This window comes from Micromonospora sp. WMMD734, assembly GCF_049178975.1.
Lineage (GTDB): Bacteria > Actinomycetota > Actinomycetes > Mycobacteriales > Micromonosporaceae > Micromonospora > Micromonospora wenchangensis.
In genome coordinates, this window is record NZ_JBMHMK010000001.1 from 1,284,935 (window position 1) to 1,303,505 (window position 18,571).

The window sequence follows — 18,571 nt, forward strand, 5'->3', positions numbered from 1 at the left end:
TGAGAATCGCTCTCTAGGGTCCGGTCGCATGACGACAGAGGTTGATCTCGCGGCGCCGCTGCGGATCGCCGACCTGAGCGCCGCCCGCGACCCGGTCCGGGTCGTGGTCGGGCCGCAGGTCCGCGACCGGGTCACGCACACCCGCACGTTCCTGTCCGAGGTGCTCGGCGAGGACCGCGCGGTGTACGGCAGCACCACCGGTTTCGGTGCCCTCGTCGGGTACGCCGGCCGGGCCGACCTGCGCGACCAGGCCGACAACACCCTCGCCCACCTCGGCGCGGGCCACGGCCCGGATCTCGCCCCCGAGATCGTCCGGGCGACCGTGCTGGTCCGGGCCTGGTCGCTGGCGCGGGGCGCGTCCGGGGTGTCCCCGCACGTCGTCGACGCGCTGGCGGCGATGCTCGGCACCAGCTTCGTGCCCGCCGTGCCGCGGTGGGGTTCGGTCGGCGCGAGCGGTGACCTGATCCCGCTGGGCGCGGCGGCCCAGGCGCTGCGCGGTCGCGGCCACGCCTACCTCGACGGGGTACGCCTGCCGGCGGCGCAGGCGCTGGAGCAGGCCGGCCTGACCCCGTTGCCGCTGGACGGCCGCGACGCCCTGGCACTGGTCAACGGCACCTCGCTGACCACCGCGGCGACGGCGCTGGCGTTGTCCGCGGTCCGCGCCGCGCACCGGTCGGCGCAGGTGCTCACCTGCCTGCTGGCCGACCTGCTCGGCTGCGACCCGCAGTTCCTCGACGCCCGGCTGCTGCGCGCGTACGGACACCCGGGGGCGATCGCCGTGGGCGCGCGGATGCGGCAGGTCAGCGAGGGGCTCGTCCCGTCGGGCAAGCGCGCGTTGCAGGAGCCGTACAGCATCCGGTGCGCCCCGCAACTGCTCGGCGCGGCCGAGGACGCGCTGCGCCACGTCGATTCCGTGGTCACCGCCGACCTGGGCAGCGTCAGCGACAATCCGCTGTTCTTCCCCGACGACGACCTGGTGGTGCACGGCGGCAACTTCTTCGGCCAGCCCGCCGCGTTCGCCGCCGACCTGCTGTCGATGGTGGTGGCGCAGGTCGGCAACCTCGTCGAGCGGCAACTCGACCTGCTCGTCGACCCGCACCGCAACGGGGGCCTGCCGCCGATGCTGGCCGCCGGCCCGGGGCAGCAGCACGGGCTCCAGGGGGTGCAGTTGGCCTCCACCGCGCTGATCGCCGAGATCCGCCGCGACGCCATGCCGGCGAGCATGCAGAGCCTGCCGACCAACCTGCACAACCAGGACGTCATCCCGCTCGGCACCCAGGCCGCCCTGCGGGTCTTCGACCAGGCCGGGCTGCTGCGCCTGATCGTCGGCTCGCTGGCGCTGGGGTTGCGTCAGGCCGCGTACGTGGGTGCCCGTACGCCCACCGCGCCGGGCTGCGGCGCGGCGCTGGCGGCGCTGGTCGCGGCGATCCCCCCGGTCGACCCGGACCGGCCGCTCGACGGCGACGTCCGGCGGGCCGCCGACGTGATGGACGCACTGGAACTTCCGTTGACCCCTCTCACCCTGGATGGCCGTCGTGACGCTTGACTGTCTGATCATCGGAGCCGGCCCCGCCGGCCTGCAACTGGCCGCCCTGCTGGAAGCCGACGGCCGGCGCGACTACCTGGTGCTGGAGGGCGCGGACGTCCCGGGCGCGTTCTTCGCCACCTACCCCCGGCACCGGCAACTGATCTCCATCAACAAGCCGCACACCGGCTCCGACGATCCGGAGCTCAACCTGCGGCTGGACTGGAACTCGCTGCTCACCGACGATCCGGCGCTGCGGTTCACCACGTACACGCAGCGGTACTTCCCGGACGCCGACGTGATGGTCCGCTACCTGGCCGACTTCGCCGCGAAGACCGGGGTGAAGGTGCGTTACGGCGCGCGGGTGACCTCGGTGTCCAAGGTGGACGGGATCTTCGAGGTGCACGCCGGGGAGACGTTCCGGGCCCGGCGGGTGGTCGTCGCCACCGGCGTGTCCCGGCCGTACCTGCCGGACATTCCCGGGCTGGAGCTGGCCGAGCAGTACGCGGACATGCCCGTCGACCCGCGCGACTACCTCGACCAGAAGGTGCTGATCATCGGCAAGGGCAACTCCGCGTTCGAGACGGCGGACAACCTGATGGAGACCACCACCCTGATCCACCTGGCCGGGCCCAGCTCGGTGCGGATGGCCTGGCGCACCCACTACGTGGGGCACCTGCGGGCGGTGAACAACAACTTCCTCGACACCTACCAGCTCAAGTCGGCCAACGCGATCCTGGACGGCACCGTCCGGCGGATCACCCGCGACGCCGACGGCTACACGGTGACGTTCGCGTTCTCCCGCGCCGACGAGGTGACCAAGGAGCTGCGCTACGACCGGGTGCTGGTCTGCACCGGGTTCGCCTTCGACGCGTCGATCTTCGACGGGTCGTGCCGGCCGGAATTGGCGATCCGGGACCGCTTCCCGGCCCAGACCGCACAGTGGGAGTCGGTGAACGTGCCCGACCTGTTCTTCGCCGGCACCATCACCCAGCAGCGGGACTTCAAGCGCTCGACCAACGGGTTCATCCACGGTTTCCGGTACGCCGTGCGGGCCCTGCACCGCATCCTCGAACGCCGGTACGGGGACACGCCGTGGCCGACGGAGAAGCTGGACGCGAACGGGGCGTCGATCGCCGACGCGATCATCGCCCGGGTCAACCGCACCTCCGCGCTGTGGCAGCAGTTCGACGTCCTCGCCGACGTGGTGACCGTCGCCGACGCCGACGCGCGCTACCACGAGGAGGTGCCGGTGGACTACTTCACCGAGACCGGCCTGCGCACCGCCGACCACGACTACTCCGACGCGTTCGTGGTCACCCTGGAGTACGGCCCGGAGCACGACCAGGTGGACCCGTTCGACGTCACGGTGAGACGGGTCGCCCAGGACGTCGTCGGCCAGGCCCACGACGCGGCGTACCTGCATCCGGTGGTGCGTCACCACCGGGCGGGGCAGGTCGTCGCGACCCACCACCTGGCGGAGAACCTGGAGAACCGGTGGGACCGGCCGCAGGTGCACGTGACACCGTTGGCCGCCTTCGTCGACAGGTGCCTGCGCGGGGCCGGGGACTGACGTGCCGGCCCTCGACGAGGTGGCGCTGAACCTGGCCGACGTGGCCACCGTCGCCCGGCGTCGCCTCGACCCGGTGCACTGGGACTTCTTCGCCGGCGGCGCGGGCGACGAGCGGACCCTGCGGGCCAACGAGGCGGCCTTCGCCCGGCGCTTCCTGGTGCCCCGGGTGCTGCGCGGCACCGGCGACCGGGACCTGCGGATCTCGTTGCTCGGCAGCGAGGTCTCGATGCCGGTGCTGGTCGCGCCGACCGCGTTCCACCGGCTGGCCCACCCCGACGGCGAGCTGGCCACCGCCCGGGCCGCCGCCGACGCCGGCACGGTCATGGTGGTGAGCATGGCGGCCACCCGGCCGGTCGAGCAGATCGCGGCGGCCGGCGGGCCGCTGTGGTTCCAGCTCTACCCGCACACCGACCTGGAGTTCACCACCACCGTGGTCCGGCGGGCGGTGGCCGCCGGCTGCCGGGCCCTGGTCGTGACGGTCGACTCGCCCGTGTTCGGTCGGCGCGAGCGCGACCTGCGGCACGGATTCGTCGACCTGCCACCCGGCCTGGTCTGCGAGAACATGCGTGACGCGGACGGCCGGGTCCGGGATATCGAGATGACCGCCCGGGTGGGTTGGGAGCTGGTCGCCCGGCTGCGCCGGCTCACCACCGTGCCGATCCTGCTCAAGGGGGTGCTGCATCCCGAGGACGCCCGGCTGGCCGTCGAGCACGGGGTGGACGGGGTGGTGGTCTCCAACCACGGCGGCCGGCAACTCGACGGGGTGACGGCCACCCTGGACGCGTTGCCGGCCGTCGTGGCGGCCGTCGGCGGGCGGCTGCCGGTGCTGGTCGACGGTGGCCTGCGGCGCGGCGTCGACGTGCTGGTCGCGTTGGCGCTCGGGGCGACGGCCGTGCTGGTCGGCCGTCCGGTGCTGTGGGGGCTGGCGGTGGGCGGCGCGGCCGGGGTGCGGCACGTGCTCGACCTGCTGCGCGCCGACCTCGACCGGGCGTTGGCGCTGGTGGGTGCCGCACGGCCGGGGGACCTGAGCGCCGATCTGGTCACCACGGGAGCCCCGGCGTGAGCGCGCCGGTGCTGTGCGGCGCGCTGGTCGTGCTCGGGGTGGCCTGGACCCTGCCCGGGTGGCTGCCGGCGGCGGTGGTGCGGCTGCGGCAGTGGGTGTTCGCCCGGGTCAACGGCGGGGAGGGCATCCCGGTGCCCGGCCCGCTCGTCGACGTCGAGGACTTCGAGCGGCTGTACGCCGATCCGGCGGCTGACGGGCGCAGCCGGGGCGCCGGCCTGTCCGACCTGTTCTGGTACTGGCTGTCGCCCGGCCCGCACATGCACCAGGAGCACCTGGAGCCGGGGGAGCGGTACCGGACGGTGGCCGGGGTGACCCGGCAGGTGCTCGCGGTGCGACCCCAGCGCGCCGACGCGCTGGCCACCGCCGCCACCCGGCGGGTGCTCGACGAGTTGCCGGCCGGGCGGGTCCACGTCCGGCTGCGGGACCTGATGATGCCGGTGTGGGCGGAGGTCTACCACGAGCTGATCTTCGGTGAGGTGTGCCCGCCGGAGGTCCGGGCGCTGTTCGTCGCCAACGCCGCCGACGTGGCCGCCGCGCTGAAGTGCACCGGGCTGCGGCACATGGACCGGCGGGACCCGTTGACCCGCTACCTGCGTGGGCGGGTCGAGGCGGGCACCTGCCCGGTGACGTTGCCGGCCCCGTTCACCACCGAGGAGACGGCCTGGTACCTGCACGGCGCGTTCGGCACCACGGCGGTGGTGCAGATGTCCGAGGCGATGGCGCACGTGCTGCTGGCCCTGGCCAACCGGCCGGACCTGCAACGGGGTCTGGACGACGACGACGCGTTGGACCGGGTGATCGACGAGACGCTGCGGCTGCACCCGCTGTTCGGCGTCGCGCACCGGATCACCTCCGCGCCGATCGGGTTGCCCTCCGGAGTGACCCTGCCGGCTGGGTCGGTGCTGCTCTTCAACTACCTGGCCTTCCAGCGCAGCGGACCGGCCGGCGACGAACGGTTCGACCCGGACCGGTGGCGCACGCTGCGCCGCCGCGACGCCCGGTTCATCCCGTACGGCGTCACCGCGAACCGGGCCTGCCCGGCGCGCGGGGTCGCGCCGGTGATGCTGCGCGCCGCGACCCGCGAGGTGTTGCGCCGGTACGCCCTGGCGTCCTCGGCCGCGCACAGCCGGTCGCTGCCCAGCCGGGGTCCGGCGTACCTGACCCCGGCCGGGGTGGCCGGTCCGGGGTGGCTGCGGTTGGCCGCGATGCGGGGGCGGGACCGCTGGGCCGACGTGGGGCGCGGTGTCCGGCAACTGGTGTTCGGCGCCTGGATGGTCGTCGACGCCCGGCGACAACGGTTGTGCACCAACTACTTCGAGGAGGCGGTCCGGTGACCCCCACCCAGTTGGCTCCACGGTTCTTCATCGCGGTCGCGGTGATCCTGATCTTCTGCAAGGCGGTGGCCTGGCTGCTCGGCCGGGTGGGGCAGCCCGCCGTGGTCAGCGAGATGCTCGCCGGTGTGCTGTTGGGCCCGTCGCTGCTCGGGTTCGTGCTGCCGGAGGTGAAGGACGCCCTGTTCCCGGCCGCGCTGCTGCCGGTCCTGTACGTGGTGGGCCAGGTCGGCCTGGTGCTGTTCATGTTCCAGGCCGGGTACGCCTTCAGCGCCCACCGGGTCACCGGCCTGGTCGGCACCGCCGGCCTGGTGTCGCTGGCCGGGGTGACCGCGCCGCTGGTCCTCGGGGTGGGGCTGGTCGTGGTCACCGCGGACGCCGTGCCGATGCGGGCCGACGGGACGTCGATCGGGGTGTCGGCCGCGTTCGTGGGGGTGGCGTTGGCCATCACCGCCTTCCCGATGCTGGCCCGGATCATCACCGAACGCGGACAGGCCGGCACCCGGCACGGCACGTTGTCGTTGGCCAGTGGCGCGCTCGACGACATGGTCGCCTGGATCATGCTGGCCGTGGTGCTGGCGTTCGCCTCCGGCCGGGCCGGGCCGGCGGTGGTCACCGCCGGTGGGGCGGTGCTGTTCGCGCTGGTGCTCTGGCTGTGCGGGCCGCGGGTGACCACGGCGTTGATGACCAGTTCCCGCCTCAACGACTCCGCCCGCGTGCTCGGCACGGTGGCCCTGCTCTTCCTGGTCGCCTGGTACACCGACGAGATCGGCCTGTACGCGGTGTTCGGCGCGTTCGCGGTCGGCGTGGTGATGCCGCACACCGCCAACACCGACCGGGTGGTGGACACCCTCACCCCGGTCGCCGCGACGGTCTTCCTACCGCTGTTCTTCACCTATTCGGGGCTGCGTACGGAGTTCGGGTTGCTGGGCAGCGCGCCGGTGCTGCTGTTCGCGGTGGCCTGCGTGACGGCGGCGATCGTCGGCAAGTTCGGTGCCTGCTGGGCGGCGGCCCGGCTCCGGGGCGAGTCGCAGGGCGTCGCGTTGCGGGTGGGCGCGTTGATGAACGCCAGGGGTCTGATGCAGCTCATCGCGCTCAACGTCGGTCTGGAGGCGGGCATCGTGAACGCCTCGCTGTTCACCGTGCTGGTGCTGGTGGCGCTGATCACCACGATGATGACGACTCCGCTGCTGAGTTGGATCGAGCGCCGGGAGGCCCGTCGGGGCGACGCCGTCCGGACACCGGCACTCGCCACGGTGAAATGACAAAAAGATAGTTATCACTTTTTGGGCCTGCCCTGTGGGATTGTGGAGGCATGCACGGGGGAGGACCTAACCGGTTGCTGTTGGTCGAGGACGACGAGGAACTGGCCGACCTGCTCACCGAGACACTGAGCTGTGAGGGGTTCCTCGTCGACCGGGCCGCCGACGGCCAGCGTGGCCTGCACCTGGGGCTCACCCGCAGCTACGACGTGCTGGTCGTGGACCGGATGCTGCCGGTGCTGGACGGTCTCGACCTGGTCGCCCGGCTGCGGTCCCGGGCCGTCCCGACCCGGGCGCTGATGCTCACCGCGCTCGGTGGGGTAGGTGACCGGATCGCCGGGCTGGACGCCGGCGCCGACGACTACCTCGGCAAGCCGTTCGACCTGGACGAGCTGAGCGCCCGGGTCCGGGCGTTGTGCCGGCGCGGCGCGGAGTCCACCACCGTGCTGCGCATCGGCACCGGGCGGCTCGACCTGACCTCGCACGACGTGGTGCTGGCCGACGGCACCCGGGTGGCGCTGTCCGCCCGGGAGTTCGAGCTGCTGAGGGTGCTGGCGGCCCGGCCGAGCACCGTGCACTCCCGGGGTGAGTTGCGCCGCCGGGTCTTCGACGAGGCCGCCGCGACGTCGCTGGTCGACACCTACGTCTACTACCTGCGCCGCAAACTCGGCCGGTCGGTGATCCGTACCGTGCACGGGCTCGGCTACCGACTCGGAGCGCTGTGATGGAGCTGGTTGAGCAGTCGATGGTACGCCGGGCCCGACTGCGGATCGGGCTGCTGGTGGGGCTGGCCATCAGCGCCCTGCTGCTGCTGGCCGGCGGCATCTCGTACGCCGTCCTGGTCCGCAGCCAGGAGGCGCAGATCCACCGGGAGCTGGCCTGGGGCACCCGGCACGCGACCATCCCCGGTCCGCCGGCGTGCAGCTGGGTGTTCCGGTACAACGGGCTGACCACCGACACCGGTCTCAACCCGCCGCCTGCGGGTTTCCCGTTGACCGGGGCGCTGCGGTCGGTGGCCGCCACCGGGATCACCGAGGTCACCGCCGTGACCCGCAACGGCACCACCTACCACGTGCGCACCGAGTCACGCAGCGACGGGGTGGTCGTGCAGGCGGTGTTCGACGCGCGGTTCCAACTGTCCGACCGCCGGCACCTGCTGCTGGCGTTCAGCCTCGCCGCCACGGTCGGGCTGTTCGTCGCGGTGCTGACCGGCGCGTTGGTCGGGCGGCGGGCCGTCGCACCGCTGGCCGAGGCGCTGACCCGGCAGCGGCGGTTCATCGCCGACGCCAGCCACGAGCTGCGGACCCCGATCGCCCAGGTGCACATCCGCGCCCAGTTGATGGCGCGGCGGGCGCGGACCGGGGGCGGCGTCACCAGCCTGGAGGATCTCGACCGGCTGATCGGCGGCACCCGCCGGCTGGGCGAGATCGTCGACGACCTGTTGCTCTCCGCCCAGCTCGCCGCCGCTCCCGCCGACCGCCGCCCGTACCCTCCGGTCGACCTGACCGCGCTCGTCGGGGCGGCCGTCGCCGCCGAGACGGAACGGGCCGCCGAACGGCAGGTCACCCTCGCCGCCGACCTGCCCGACGGGTCGCTGCCGGTGCCGGGGGTCGCGTCGGCGCTGCGCCGGGTGGCCGGTGAGCTGCTGGCGAACGCGCTCGCCCACACCCCGCCCGGCGGCCGGATCGACGTGTCGTTGCGGGCCGGCGGCGACTACGTCGAGTTCGTGGTCGCCGACACCGGGGTCGGGTTCGACCAGGCCGACGCGCGGCGCATCTTCGACCGCTTCCACCGGGGCGGGGGTTCCGGTGAGCACCGGTTCGGGCTGGGGCTGGCCCTGCTCCAGGAGGTCGTGACGAGCCACCGGGGCACGATCGAAGCCGAGGGCCGGCCGCACCGGGGGGCGGTCTTCACCGTCCGGCTGCCCGCCACCCGGTCGCCCGAGGTGCCGGAGCGGGCCTCGGGTATCCGCCGCCTGCGGGTCCGGCAACTTGTCGACAGGTGAGCCGTGCCGGGTCCCGACACTCCGGCCGGAGAAAAAGTTCCGCCACCGATGTCGAGAACGACGGACCGGCGTCGTCCCCGGGGTGAACGCGGCCAGAATGGGGGTCGCGCCGGCACCGAGGAGAGACCTGATGGCAAAGTACCTGCTGCTCAAGCACTACCGGGGTGCCCCACCCGCGGTCAACGACGTCCCGATGGACAAGTGGACGCCCGAGGAGGTCACCGCCCACGTGCAATACATGAACGACTTCGCGGCCCGGCTGGAGGGCACCGGCGAGTTCGTCGACGGTCAGGCCCTCGCCCCCGAGGGGACGTTCGTCAGGTACGACGGGCCGGGCCGTCCGCCGGTCACCGACGGGCCGTTCGCCGAGACCAAGGATCTCGTCGCCGGGTGGATGGTGATCGACGTGGACAGCTACGACCGGGCCGTCGAGCTGGCCGGGGAGCTGTCCGCCGCGCCGGGGGCGGGTGGGAGGCCGATCCACGAGTGGCTGGAGCTGCGCCCGTTCCTGACCGCGCCGCCGACCGTCACCGAGTGACAGGTGGACGGTGACCTGCTGCGCCGGCTCATCCCGGAGGTGATCGGGGTGCTCGTGCGGCGCGGGGCGGACTTCGCGGCGGCCGAGGACGCCGTGCAGGACGCGCTGGTCCGGGCGCTGGACGTCTGGCCGGCCGACCCGCCCCGGGACCCGAAGGGCTGGCTGGTCACCGTGGCCTGGCACCGGTTCCTCGACGCGGGCCGGGCGGACGCCGCCCGCCGTCGGCGCGAGGATCTCGTCGTCGAGGAACCGGTGCCGGGGCCGACGTCGGAGGTGGACGACACGCTCCGGCTCTATTTCCTGTGCGCCCATCCGTCGCTGAGCCCGTCGTCGGCTGTCGCGTTGACCCTGCGTGCCCTCGGCGGGCTGACCACCCGCCAGATCGCCCGGGCCTACCTGGTGCCGGAGGCGACCATGGCGCAGCGGATCAGCCGGGCCAAGCGCACGGTGGCCGGGGTGCGCCTCGACCGGCCCGGCGACGTCACCACCGTGTTGCGGGTGCTCTACCTGGTCTTCAACGAGGGCTACTCCGGTGACGTCGACCTGGTGGCCGAGGCGGTCCGGCTCACCCGGCAGCTCGCCGTGCTGGTCGACCATCCGGAGGTGGCCGGGCTGCTCGCCCTGATGCTGCTGCACCACGCGCGGCGGGCGGCCCGGACCACGCCCGACGGCGGTCTGGTCCCGCTCGCGGAGCAGGACCGCAGCCGGTGGGACACCGGTGCGATCGCCGAGGGGGTCCGCATCCTGCAGGCGGCGCTGGCCCGGGACCGGTTGGGCGAGTTCCAGGCCCAGGCGGCCATCGCCGCGTTGCACGCCGACGCGCCCGTCGCCGCCGAGACCGACTGGGTGCAGATCGTCGAGTGGTACGACGAACTCGTGCGGTTGGCCGACAGCCCGGTGGTGCGGCTCAACCGGGCGGTGGCCGTCGGGGAGGCCGACGGGGCGCGGGCGGGGCTGGCGGCCCTCGCGGCGGTGGACCCGGCGGTGCCCCGCCACGCGGCGGTGACGGCGTACCTGCACGAGCGGGCCGGTGATCCGGTGACGGCGGCCCGGTGGTACGCCGAGGCTGCCCACCGGGCCGCCCACCTCGCCGAACGCGACCATCTGATCCGCCAGGCCGCCCGGCTCAACGCCCGCCTGCCCGGCTGAGTTCCGGTGCGCCCGCCCGGGACCCGGGGCTGACGGCGGCGTCGTCGGTGGTCACCGGGCTGCTGCTGGCCGAGCCGCTGGCCGCCCGGGGCGGTACGGCGCGACGGGCCGTCCGGGGACGAGAATAGATCGTATTGCGAGATGGTGTCTCTGTTGACGTTGCGGCGGGGGTTGGTTAGCCTGGACCGATCATCGCCAGCCGCAGGAGAACGCCATGATCCGAGTTCCGCAAGGCTCTGGGTTGCTGGTGCGCGGTTACGAGGAGCCGCTGCGGGTCCACCCGCCGCGGGAGGGCATGCGCCCCGGGACCGCCGCCGGGGACCCGCAGACCCCGTTCTGATGGATCGGCCCGCCGCCTCCCGCCCGGGACGCGGCGAGCGCCCACGTCGTTGATCAGCCCGGTGGCGGCACCGCCCGCCCGGGACACCGACCCGTTTCCGCAGAACCGAACCTCGGAGCGCATCATCATGACCACCGCAATCGATCTCGCCCCCATCTCCGGCCCGTCCGCCTGGCGCGGCGACGAGCTGCGCACCTCGACCGAGTGGGTCTACCAGCTCAGTGACGCCGAGCGCGCCGAACTGGAGACCGTCGGCCGCCAGTTCGTCGCCGACAACCCCGACCTGCGTACGGTGACCGCCGCCGACTACCCGCTGCCGGCCTGCGCCGGCCTCAACGAGGAATGCGCCCGCCAGCTCGACTCCGGACGCGGCTTCATCCTGGTCCGGGGCCTGCGTACGGAGGAGTACGGCGACACCCTCGCCGGGGCGATCTTCTTCCTGATGGGGCTGCACCTCGGTGTGCCGATGGGGCAGAACCAGATGGGTGACGTGCTCGACCACGTCATCGCCACCTCCAACAAGACCCTCGACGACCCGTCGGCGCTGCCGTCGCGGGTCCGCGACCGGCTGCCGTTCCATTCCGACAGCTCCGACGTGGTCGCGCTGATGTGCCTGCGGGCGGCCAAGGCCGGCGGGGCGAGCAGCCTGGTCAGCGGCACCACGATCTACAACGAGATCCTGCGCCGGCGGCCCGACCTCGCGCCGCTGCTGTTCGAGTCGTGGCACTGGGACTGGCACCGGCAGGACCCGGACGCCCCGGCACGCACCTACACCTCGCCGATCTGCAGCTACGTCGACGGCGTGTTCAGCACCTACGCCGGCAGCTCGATGATCTTCTCGGCGCAGGACTACCCGGAGGTGCCCCGGCTCACCGAGGCGCAGATCGAGCTGCTGCACCTCTACGACGAGGTGTCCCAGGCCCCCGGCCTGGCCCTGGACATGGACTTCCAGCCCGGCGACGTGCAGTGGCTGCTGAACTACGCCGCCCTGCACTCGCGTACCGGTTACGTCGACTTCCCGGAGCCGGAGCGTCGCCGGCACCTGCTGCGGCTGTGGCTCAAGCGCGACGTCGGTCGGCCGCTGGTCGACGGGTTCGGCAAGCACGTGGTGACCGAGCGCGGCAGCGAGATCGCGCCGGGCGGCCGGTTCCGCATCGCCGAGGCGGTCGAGCCCAACTTCGAGTGGGGCAACTGACCCACCGGCCCCTCGTCAGGACGGCCCGCAGCGCCCCAGTGTCGTGGCGCGGCGGGCCGTCCGCGTGCGGTCACCCGTACGGCCGGGCGGTCACGTTCGACGCGCTGGCGAACGCGGCCTGACGACCACCGGGGACGGACGTCCGGACGGGCCGGCCCTGGGACCTGGGCCGACCCGTCCGGACAGGACCTACAGGTCCAGCACCAGCCGCTCCGAGCGGCACCGCCCGACGCAGATCATCATGCTGCGCCCGGCCGTACGCTCCTGCTCGGTCAGCAGCGAGTCGCGGTGCTCCGGCGTGCCGGCGAGCACCCGGGTCTCGCACGCGCCGCAGTAGCCCTTCTCGCAGTCGTAGGTCAGGCCCGGCACGACCTCGCGCAGCACGTCGATCATGCGACGGTCGCGGGGTACCCGCAGGGTCGCCCCGGTCCGCGCCAGGTGCACCTCGAACTCGGTGTTCGCCGCGGGGTCGAACGCGACCTCCAGGTCGTCCCCGGCGGTGAACCGTTCGACGTGCAGCCGCTCCGACCGGCCGGTCGCGGCGCAGACCCGCTCCAACGCGTCGATCATGCCGGCGGGCCCGCAGCAGTAGACGGCCGTGTCCGGCCCGGTGGAGTCGAGCAGCGCGCCGAGGTCGGGCAGGCCGGTCTCGTCCTGCGGCAGCAGGGTCACCCGGTCACCGGCGAGCGCCGTCACCTCGTTGACGAAGGCCATCGAGGCCCGGCTGCGACCGCCGTACACCAGCCGGAACGGCACGCCCCGGCGGTCGGCCTCGCGGGCCATCGCCAGGATCGGGGTGATCCCGATGCCCCCGGCCAGGAAGAGGTAGTCGGGGGCGTCGACGAGCGGGAAGTGGTTGCGCGGGCCGCGTACCGACAGGGTGACGCCGGCGCGGGCGAGCGCGTGCAGCTCCACCGAACCGCCCCGGCCGGCGGGCTCGCGCAGGGCCGCGATCCGGTAGTGCCGGGTGTCGTCCGGGTCGCCGCACAGCGAGTACTGCCGGACCCGCCCGGACGGCAGCCGCACCTCCAGGTGCGCGCCGGGCGTCCAGGGCGGCAGTTCCGCGCCGGTCGGGTCGGCCAGGCGGACCTCCAGCACGTCGTCGGTGGCGGTGGCGGTGCCCGCCATGACCAGTTCCCGGTCGCCGGTCAGGCTGGCGGTGGGCCGGGTCCCCGCCGCGTCGGCGTCGCGGCGGGGACCCGGGGTGAAGACGGCCGGGATCGCGTCCCAACCGCTCTGGTTGCCCCGGGTGGGGTAGGCGACGAGCCCCTCCTCCACCACCCGGAAGTCGGGCAGCCGGGTCAGCACCTGCGTGATCATCTCGCGGAACATCAGCCGGGCCAGGTGGGCACCGGCGCAGCGGTGGCTGCCGATGCCGAAGCTCAGGTGCCGGGCGGCGTCGCGGTCCAGCCGCAGCTGCTCCGGGTCGGGGAAGACCGCCGGGTCGTGGTTGGCCGCGACCCAGGGGATCAGCACCCGCTCACCGGCGCTGACCGGGCAGCCGCCGACCTCGGTGTCGGTGCGGACGGTACGGGCCATCGACTGGGACGGGGCGAACACCCGCAGGAACTCGTCGGTGGCGGTGAGCAGCAGGTCGGGGGAGTCGATCAGGCGTTGCCGGTCGTCGGGGTGCCGGCTCAGGTGCACCAGGGTGGAGCCGGTCAGCGAGGTGGTGGTGTCCACCCCGCCGGCGATCAGCAGCCCGATGACCGAGACCAGCTCGTCGGCGTCGAACAGTTCCCCGTCGGGGCGGCGCTGGGCGGCCAGGTAGCTCACCGCGTCGCCGGTCGGCACGGCCCGCCGCTCGACGATCAGCTCGCGGATGCGCTGGTCGAGGTAGGCCAGGCCGGCGGCCCCGCGTACGGCGCGTTCGCTGCCGGGCAGCGCGGCGAAGATGTCGTGGATCGGGCCGGCGAGCTTGGCCCAGTCGGATTCGGGGAAGCCCAGCCAGTCGAGGGTGACGGCGGCCGGCAGCGGGTTGGTCAGGTCGCGGACGAAGTCCACCGACCCCTCGGCGATGAAGGCATCCACCACGCGGGTGGTGTGCCGGGCGACCATCGGGGCCAGCTCGGCCACCGCGTCCTGGGTGAGCAGCGGGTTGATCAGGTCGCGGTAGCCGGTCGCGGCGGGCGGGTCCAGCTCGATCGGGTACTGCTCCAGGCCGGGGCCCCGGGGGATGACGATGGCGGTGCCGTCACCCCCGGCGGTGGCGCGGGCGGAGGAGAAGGTGTCGTCGTCGCGGGCGATCCGCACCACGTCGGCGTACCGGGTGGTGTAGACGAAGCCGCCGTGCGCGTCGGTCCGGCCGACCGGGCAGGTCTGGCGGAACTCCCGGTAGTAGCCCACCGGGTCGGTGTTGCACTCGGCCGAGTGGTGGTCGAAGGGCGCGACGGGCCGGTCTTCGGTCGCGGTCTGCGTGCCGGCCGGGGCAGTGCGCTGCTGTTCGGTCATCGGGACGTGCTCCACAGGTGCGGGACGCTGCGCGGTGTTGCCCAGCCGCGCCACTGGGTGTGGGTCTGACACCAAGGGTAATGTCGCTCACATTGCGAGACAATGTTTCACGATGAGATGCAGAAGCGTCGATGGGGTGGGTGGTGTCCCCGCTCAGAGGGTCAGGACGGCCTTGCCGACCTCGCCGGAGCGCAGCGCCGCCACCGCCTCGTTGATCTGCGTGAAGGGGAACCGGGTGATCAGGCGGTCCACCGGGAAGTTGCCGGCGGCGTGCAGGTCCAGCAGCTTGGGCAGGAACACCTGCGGCAGGCTGCTGCCGCCGATGATGCCGGTGATGCTGCGGCCGTTGAGCACGCTGCGCCACTCGAAGCTCATCTGCTCGCTCGGGCCGATCCCCACCACGCCGCACCGGCCGAGCGGGCCGAGCGACTCGACGGCGAGCCGCAGCACGTCCTCCCGGCCCGTGGTGTCGATCGCGACGTCGAAGCCGTGCGGAGCGATGGCGGTCAGCAGCTCGCGCGGGTCGCCCTCGGTGGAGTTCACCCCGTGGGTGGCGCCGAGCAGCCGGGCCGTGTCCAGCTTGCCGGTGTTGACGTCGACGGCGGCGACGACGGCGCAGCCGGCCGCCCGCGCGGCCAGGATCGCCGCCACGCCCACCGCGCCCGCGCCGAAGACCACCAGCGAGGAGCCGACCTCCGGGCGCAGCACGTTGAGCACCGCGCCGGCGCCGGTGCCGAAACCGCAGCCGAACGGTCCGACCACGCCCAGGTCGATCTCCTTGCTGATCGGCACCACCGCGCGGGCCGGGGCGACCACGTGACTGGCGAACGACGACTGGCCCAGGAAGTGGCCGTTGACCTGCTGCCCGTCGCGCGACAGCGCCGAGCTGCCGTCCGGCCGTCGGCCGCTGAAGTTGACCGCGTCGAACTGGCGGCAGTAGGCGGGGTTTCCGCCCCGGCACAGCGGGCAGTCGCCGCAGGAGGTGAAGCTCATCGCGACGTGGTCGCCCGGGGAGACGCCGGTGACCCGCTCGCCGACCTGCTCGACGACCCCGCTGCCCTCGTGGCCGAGCACCGCCGGGGTGGGGAAGAAGTTGGCGAACTCCAGGTCGGTGGCGCAGATCCCGACGCTGTGCACCCGGACCAGCACCTCGTCCGGCCCCGGGTCGGCGAGGTCGATCTGCTGGAGGGTGAACGGCCCTCCCGCGCTCTCCAGCACCGCCGCTGTGATCCGCACGCGCCCTCCTAGTGACTCATAAAGCGAGATTGCATCTTGACATGCGAAACGTGAAGGGTCAAGGATTCGCACATGGCTGACCTGGACATTCCCACCGCCCGCCAGCTCGTCGACGGCGACTGGACCCCCGCGGCCGACGGCGGTGAGCTGCCGGTGCTCGATCCCGCCACCCGGGAGCCCATCCAGTCGGTGGCCCGCGCCCGCGAGGTGGACGTCGACCACGCCGTCGCCGCCGCCCGCCGGGCCGCCCCCGGCTGGGCGGCCACCTCGCCCAGCGAGCGCGGCGCGATCCTCTCGCGCTGGGCCGCGCTGATCGGCGAGCACGTCGAGGAACTCGCCGCGTACGAGGCGCGTGACGTGGGCAAACCCCGCTCCGGCGGGCGGCTCAACATGTACATCACCCAGGGCATCGTCGACTACTTCGCCGGGGCCGCCGACAAGCTCACCGGGGTCACCCTGCCCACCCGTACGCCCGACTACTTCGGCTACACCCGGCCCGAGCCGTACGGCGTCTGCGCGGTGATCATCCCGTGGAACGTGCCGGCCGTGCTCACCGCCGCCAACGTCGCCCCGGCCCTGGCCGCCGGCAACACGGTGGTGCTGAAGCCGTCCGAGGTCGCGCCGCTGTCGCCGTTCGCGCTGGCCGAGCTGGGCCGCCGGGCCGGCCTGCCGCCGGGCGTGCTCAACGTGGTCACCGGCCTCGGTCCCGAGGCCGGGGTGGCGCTCACCGGGCACGCCGACATCGACCACATCAGCTTCGTCGGCTCGACGGTGACCGGCCGGTCCGTCATGCGCGCCGCCGCGCAGCACCTCGTCCCGGTCAAGCTGGAACTGGGCGGCAAGTCCCCGAACGTGGTCTTCGCCGATGCCGACCTGGACGCGGCGATCCCGGCGATCATCGCCTCGATCACCGAGAACGCCGGGCAGAACTGCTACGCCGGCTCCCGACTGCTGGTCGAGGAGTCGATCCGGGCCGAGGTGGTCGAGCGGGTCGCCGCCGGCATGGCGGCCGTCCGGACCGGCCCCTGGGACCAGGACCTGGACATGGGCCCCCTGGTCAGCCAGGCCCAGTACGAGCGGGTCCGGGGGTTCCTGGCCGAGGCCCCGGCCGCCGGGGCCCGGCTGGTCGTCGGCGGCGAGCCGGCCACCGCCGCGTTCGACGACGGCTGGTACGTCGCCCCCACCGTCTTCGACCAGGTCGACTCGGACATGCGGCTGGCCCGCGAGGAGATCTTCGGCCCGGTGCTGGCGGTGCAGGGGTTCCGGGGCGTCGACGAGGCGGTGGCGATGATGAACGACACCGACTTCGGTCTGCTGGCCTGCATCTGGACCACCGACGTGTCGCGCGCGCTGCGGGTGGCCGGGCAGGCCCGCGCCGGGCAGGTGGCGGTCAACCAGTTCCACGACGCCGGGGTGATCGGCTTCCCGTTCAACATGCAGAAGGAGAGCGGCTTCAGCCGGGGCGGCGGCTACGCGGCGCTGCGCGAGTACACCCAGGAGAAGGCCGTCGCGGTCCGGCTGCTCGACCGACCGTCGGCGTGAGCCGATCGGGTGAGCTGGCGGCGGCCCGCCCGCGGCTGGCCGTCGCCGCCGCGCCCCCACCTGCCGCGTTCGCCCAGTGGCTCGCCGAACTCGCGTTCGGCGGCGCCGGCTGGCCGGAACTGCTGGCTGCGGTGGCGCAGCGGACCGGCGCGGCCTGCCGGCTGGTCGCCGAGACGGGGGAACTGCTCGCCGACAGCGACGGCACGGGTGGTCCGGGGCGCGACGCCGCACCGGACGACGTCCGCCGCGCCCTGGCCGCCGGTCGGACCGGCGGGGCGGGGCCGCCGGGGGGCGTGCCGGCCACGGTCCGCTGCGCCGACGGGTGGACCGGCCGGGCGGTGGCGGTCGGCGCGGGACCCCGGCGGATCGGCGCGCTGCTGCTGGCCGAGCCGGTCTCGACCGGGCAGTGGGAGCTGGCGGCGGCGGCGACCACCGCGCTGCTGATCGAGGCGGTCCGGCACGAGTCGCCGCCGGCTGCCGTACGGGACGCCGCGACGGTGCTGCGGGCCCTGCGCGACGGCCCCGGCGGGCCGGCCGGAGCGTCGACGACGCCCTGGATGGGCGAGGCGGATCTGTTGCGGGCCGGTGCGGTGCACGGCTGGCGGCTGGACCAGCCGCACGCCGTCGCCGGGATCGCGTACACCGGGGAACAGCAGCGCCGTTGGGCGTCCGCGCTGAGCTGGCTGGACCGGCCCGTGCTGGCCGAGGGGCGGCTGGCCTGGACCCTGCTGCACGGTGACGTGGAGCGCGAGGTGACCCGGCTGCGGGCCCGGCTGGACCAGATCGTCGGCCCCGGGCAGGTCCGGGTGGTCGCCGGGGCGTTGGTGACCGGGCCGGCCCGGACGGCGGCCTCGTTCCGCGACGCGGACCGGCTGCTGCGGCTGCTGCTGCGTTCGTCGGACGAGCGGCCCGAGCTGCCGTTCGGGCAGGCCGGGCTGGCGCAGGTCCTGCTGGCGGTGCCGGACGAGCGGCTGCGCTGGTTCGTGCACCGGCACCTGGGGCCGATCGCCCACCGCGACGACCTGCTGCGCACCCTGGACTGCTGGTTGGCCACCGGGGGCAGCCGGCAGGCGGTCAGTGAACGGCTGCACCTGCACCGCAACTCGGTGGGCTACCGGGTCGGCCTGATCAAGCGGCTGCTGGGTGTGGATCCGCTCGACCCGCAGACGGTGGCGGTGCTGCGTACGGCGCTTGTCGCCAGGGAGTTGCTGGCCGCGTCCGAGGCCGGTTGATCCCCTGGTGGGTGGCCTGTGAACAGCCTGGACGCCCGCCTTCGTTAACCGTTCCGCCTCTTTTGCGGCAAGCCGTTGACACGCCGCCGCCCCGCAGGCAGAGTACGACCCCAAGCAGCGAGAATCACA

The 18,571-nt window shown here is 73.6% G+C and carries 15 protein-coding genes; 13 read left to right on the forward strand and 2 right to left on the reverse strand.

Features of this window, described 5'->3' with window-relative positions; genetic code table 11:
- Positions 1-28: 28 nt before the first annotated feature.
- The 11 genes from ACN267_RS05305 (at position 29) to ACN267_RS05355 (ending at position 11,981) form a co-directional block, all read left to right on the forward strand.
- Complete coding sequence (locus ACN267_RS05305; RefSeq protein ID WP_281896457.1) at positions 29-1,546, forward strand: aromatic amino acid ammonia-lyase; 1,518 nt, start codon at positions 29-31, stop codon at positions 1,544-1,546.
- Positions 1,536-3,098 (forward strand): NAD(P)-binding domain-containing protein, encoded by a 1,563-nt coding sequence (locus ACN267_RS05310; RefSeq protein ID WP_204961581.1) that lies wholly within the window; start codon positions 1,536-1,538, stop codon positions 3,096-3,098. The genes ACN267_RS05305 and ACN267_RS05310 overlap by 11 nt, the downstream gene beginning before the upstream one ends.
- Position 3,099: 1 nt before the next feature.
- Positions 3,100-4,161, forward strand: a complete 1,062-nt coding sequence (locus tag ACN267_RS05315) for an alpha-hydroxy acid oxidase (protein ID WP_421488074.1) — start codon at positions 3,100-3,102, stop codon at positions 4,159-4,161.
- Positions 4,158-5,495, forward strand: a complete 1,338-nt coding sequence (locus ACN267_RS05320) for a cytochrome P450 (protein WP_307821460.1) — start codon at positions 4,158-4,160, stop codon at positions 5,493-5,495. Before ACN267_RS05315 ends, ACN267_RS05320 begins: the two co-directional genes overlap by 4 nt.
- Positions 5,492-6,757 carry a cation:proton antiporter gene (locus ACN267_RS05325; RefSeq protein ID WP_421488075.1) on the forward strand — a complete coding sequence of 422 codons (1,266 nt, stop codon included), beginning with the start codon at positions 5,492-5,494 and terminating at the stop codon, positions 6,755-6,757. Before ACN267_RS05320 ends, ACN267_RS05325 begins: the two co-directional genes overlap by 4 nt.
- A gap of 74 nt (positions 6,758-6,831) precedes the next feature.
- Complete coding sequence (locus ACN267_RS05330) at positions 6,832-7,479, forward strand: response regulator transcription factor (RefSeq protein WP_239486328.1); 648 nt, start codon at positions 6,832-6,834, stop codon at positions 7,477-7,479.
- Positions 7,479-8,759, forward strand: a complete 1,281-nt coding sequence (locus ACN267_RS05335) for a sensor histidine kinase (protein WP_421488076.1) — start codon at positions 7,479-7,481, stop codon at positions 8,757-8,759. The genes ACN267_RS05330 and ACN267_RS05335 overlap by 1 nt, the downstream gene beginning before the upstream one ends.
- A 130-nt stretch (positions 8,760-8,889) precedes the next feature.
- Entirely contained in the window at positions 8,890-9,297 is a 408-nt protein-coding gene (locus ACN267_RS05340) for a YciI family protein (protein WP_281896466.1), read from the forward strand.
- 3 nt (positions 9,298-9,300) lie between these two features.
- Positions 9,301-10,446: an RNA polymerase sigma factor gene (locus ACN267_RS05345; protein WP_281896467.1), complete on the forward strand. Its 1,146-nt coding sequence runs from the start codon at positions 9,301-9,303 to the stop codon at positions 10,444-10,446.
- 214 nt (positions 10,447-10,660) lie between these two features.
- Positions 10,661-10,786, forward strand: a complete 126-nt coding sequence (locus tag ACN267_RS05350; protein ID WP_255554102.1) for a hypothetical protein — start codon at positions 10,661-10,663, stop codon at positions 10,784-10,786.
- Positions 10,787-10,913: 127 nt separating this feature from the next.
- Positions 10,914-11,981, forward strand: a complete 1,068-nt coding sequence (locus ACN267_RS05355) for a TauD/TfdA family dioxygenase (RefSeq protein ID WP_204961588.1) — start codon at positions 10,914-10,916, stop codon at positions 11,979-11,981.
- Between the two features lie 189 nt (positions 11,982-12,170).
- On the opposite strand, the gene ACN267_RS05360 is transcribed toward ACN267_RS05355, so the two are convergent.
- On the reverse strand, positions 12,171-14,504 hold the full coding sequence (locus ACN267_RS05360) for a cytochrome P450 (RefSeq protein WP_421488077.1): 2,334 nt from the start codon (positions 14,502-14,504) through the stop codon (positions 12,171-12,173).
- An 81-nt stretch (positions 14,505-14,585) separates the two neighbouring features.
- Positions 14,586-15,668, reverse strand: coding sequence for an NAD(P)-dependent alcohol dehydrogenase (locus ACN267_RS05365; protein WP_204961590.1), 1,083 nt, complete (start codon positions 15,666-15,668; stop codon positions 14,586-14,588).
- A gap of 72 nt (positions 15,669-15,740) precedes the next feature.
- Here ACN267_RS05365 and ACN267_RS05370 point away from each other — a divergent pair, with 72 nt between their 5' ends.
- Both ACN267_RS05370 and ACN267_RS05375 read left to right on the forward strand, forming a co-directional pair.
- Complete coding sequence (locus ACN267_RS05370; protein ID WP_204961591.1) at positions 15,741-17,210, forward strand: aldehyde dehydrogenase family protein; 1,470 nt, start codon at positions 15,741-15,743, stop codon at positions 17,208-17,210.
- Positions 17,207-18,442, forward strand: a complete 1,236-nt coding sequence (locus ACN267_RS05375) for a PucR family transcriptional regulator (RefSeq protein WP_421488078.1) — start codon at positions 17,207-17,209, stop codon at positions 18,440-18,442. The genes ACN267_RS05370 and ACN267_RS05375 overlap by 4 nt, the downstream gene beginning before the upstream one ends.
- Positions 18,443-18,571: the final 129 nt, after the last annotated feature.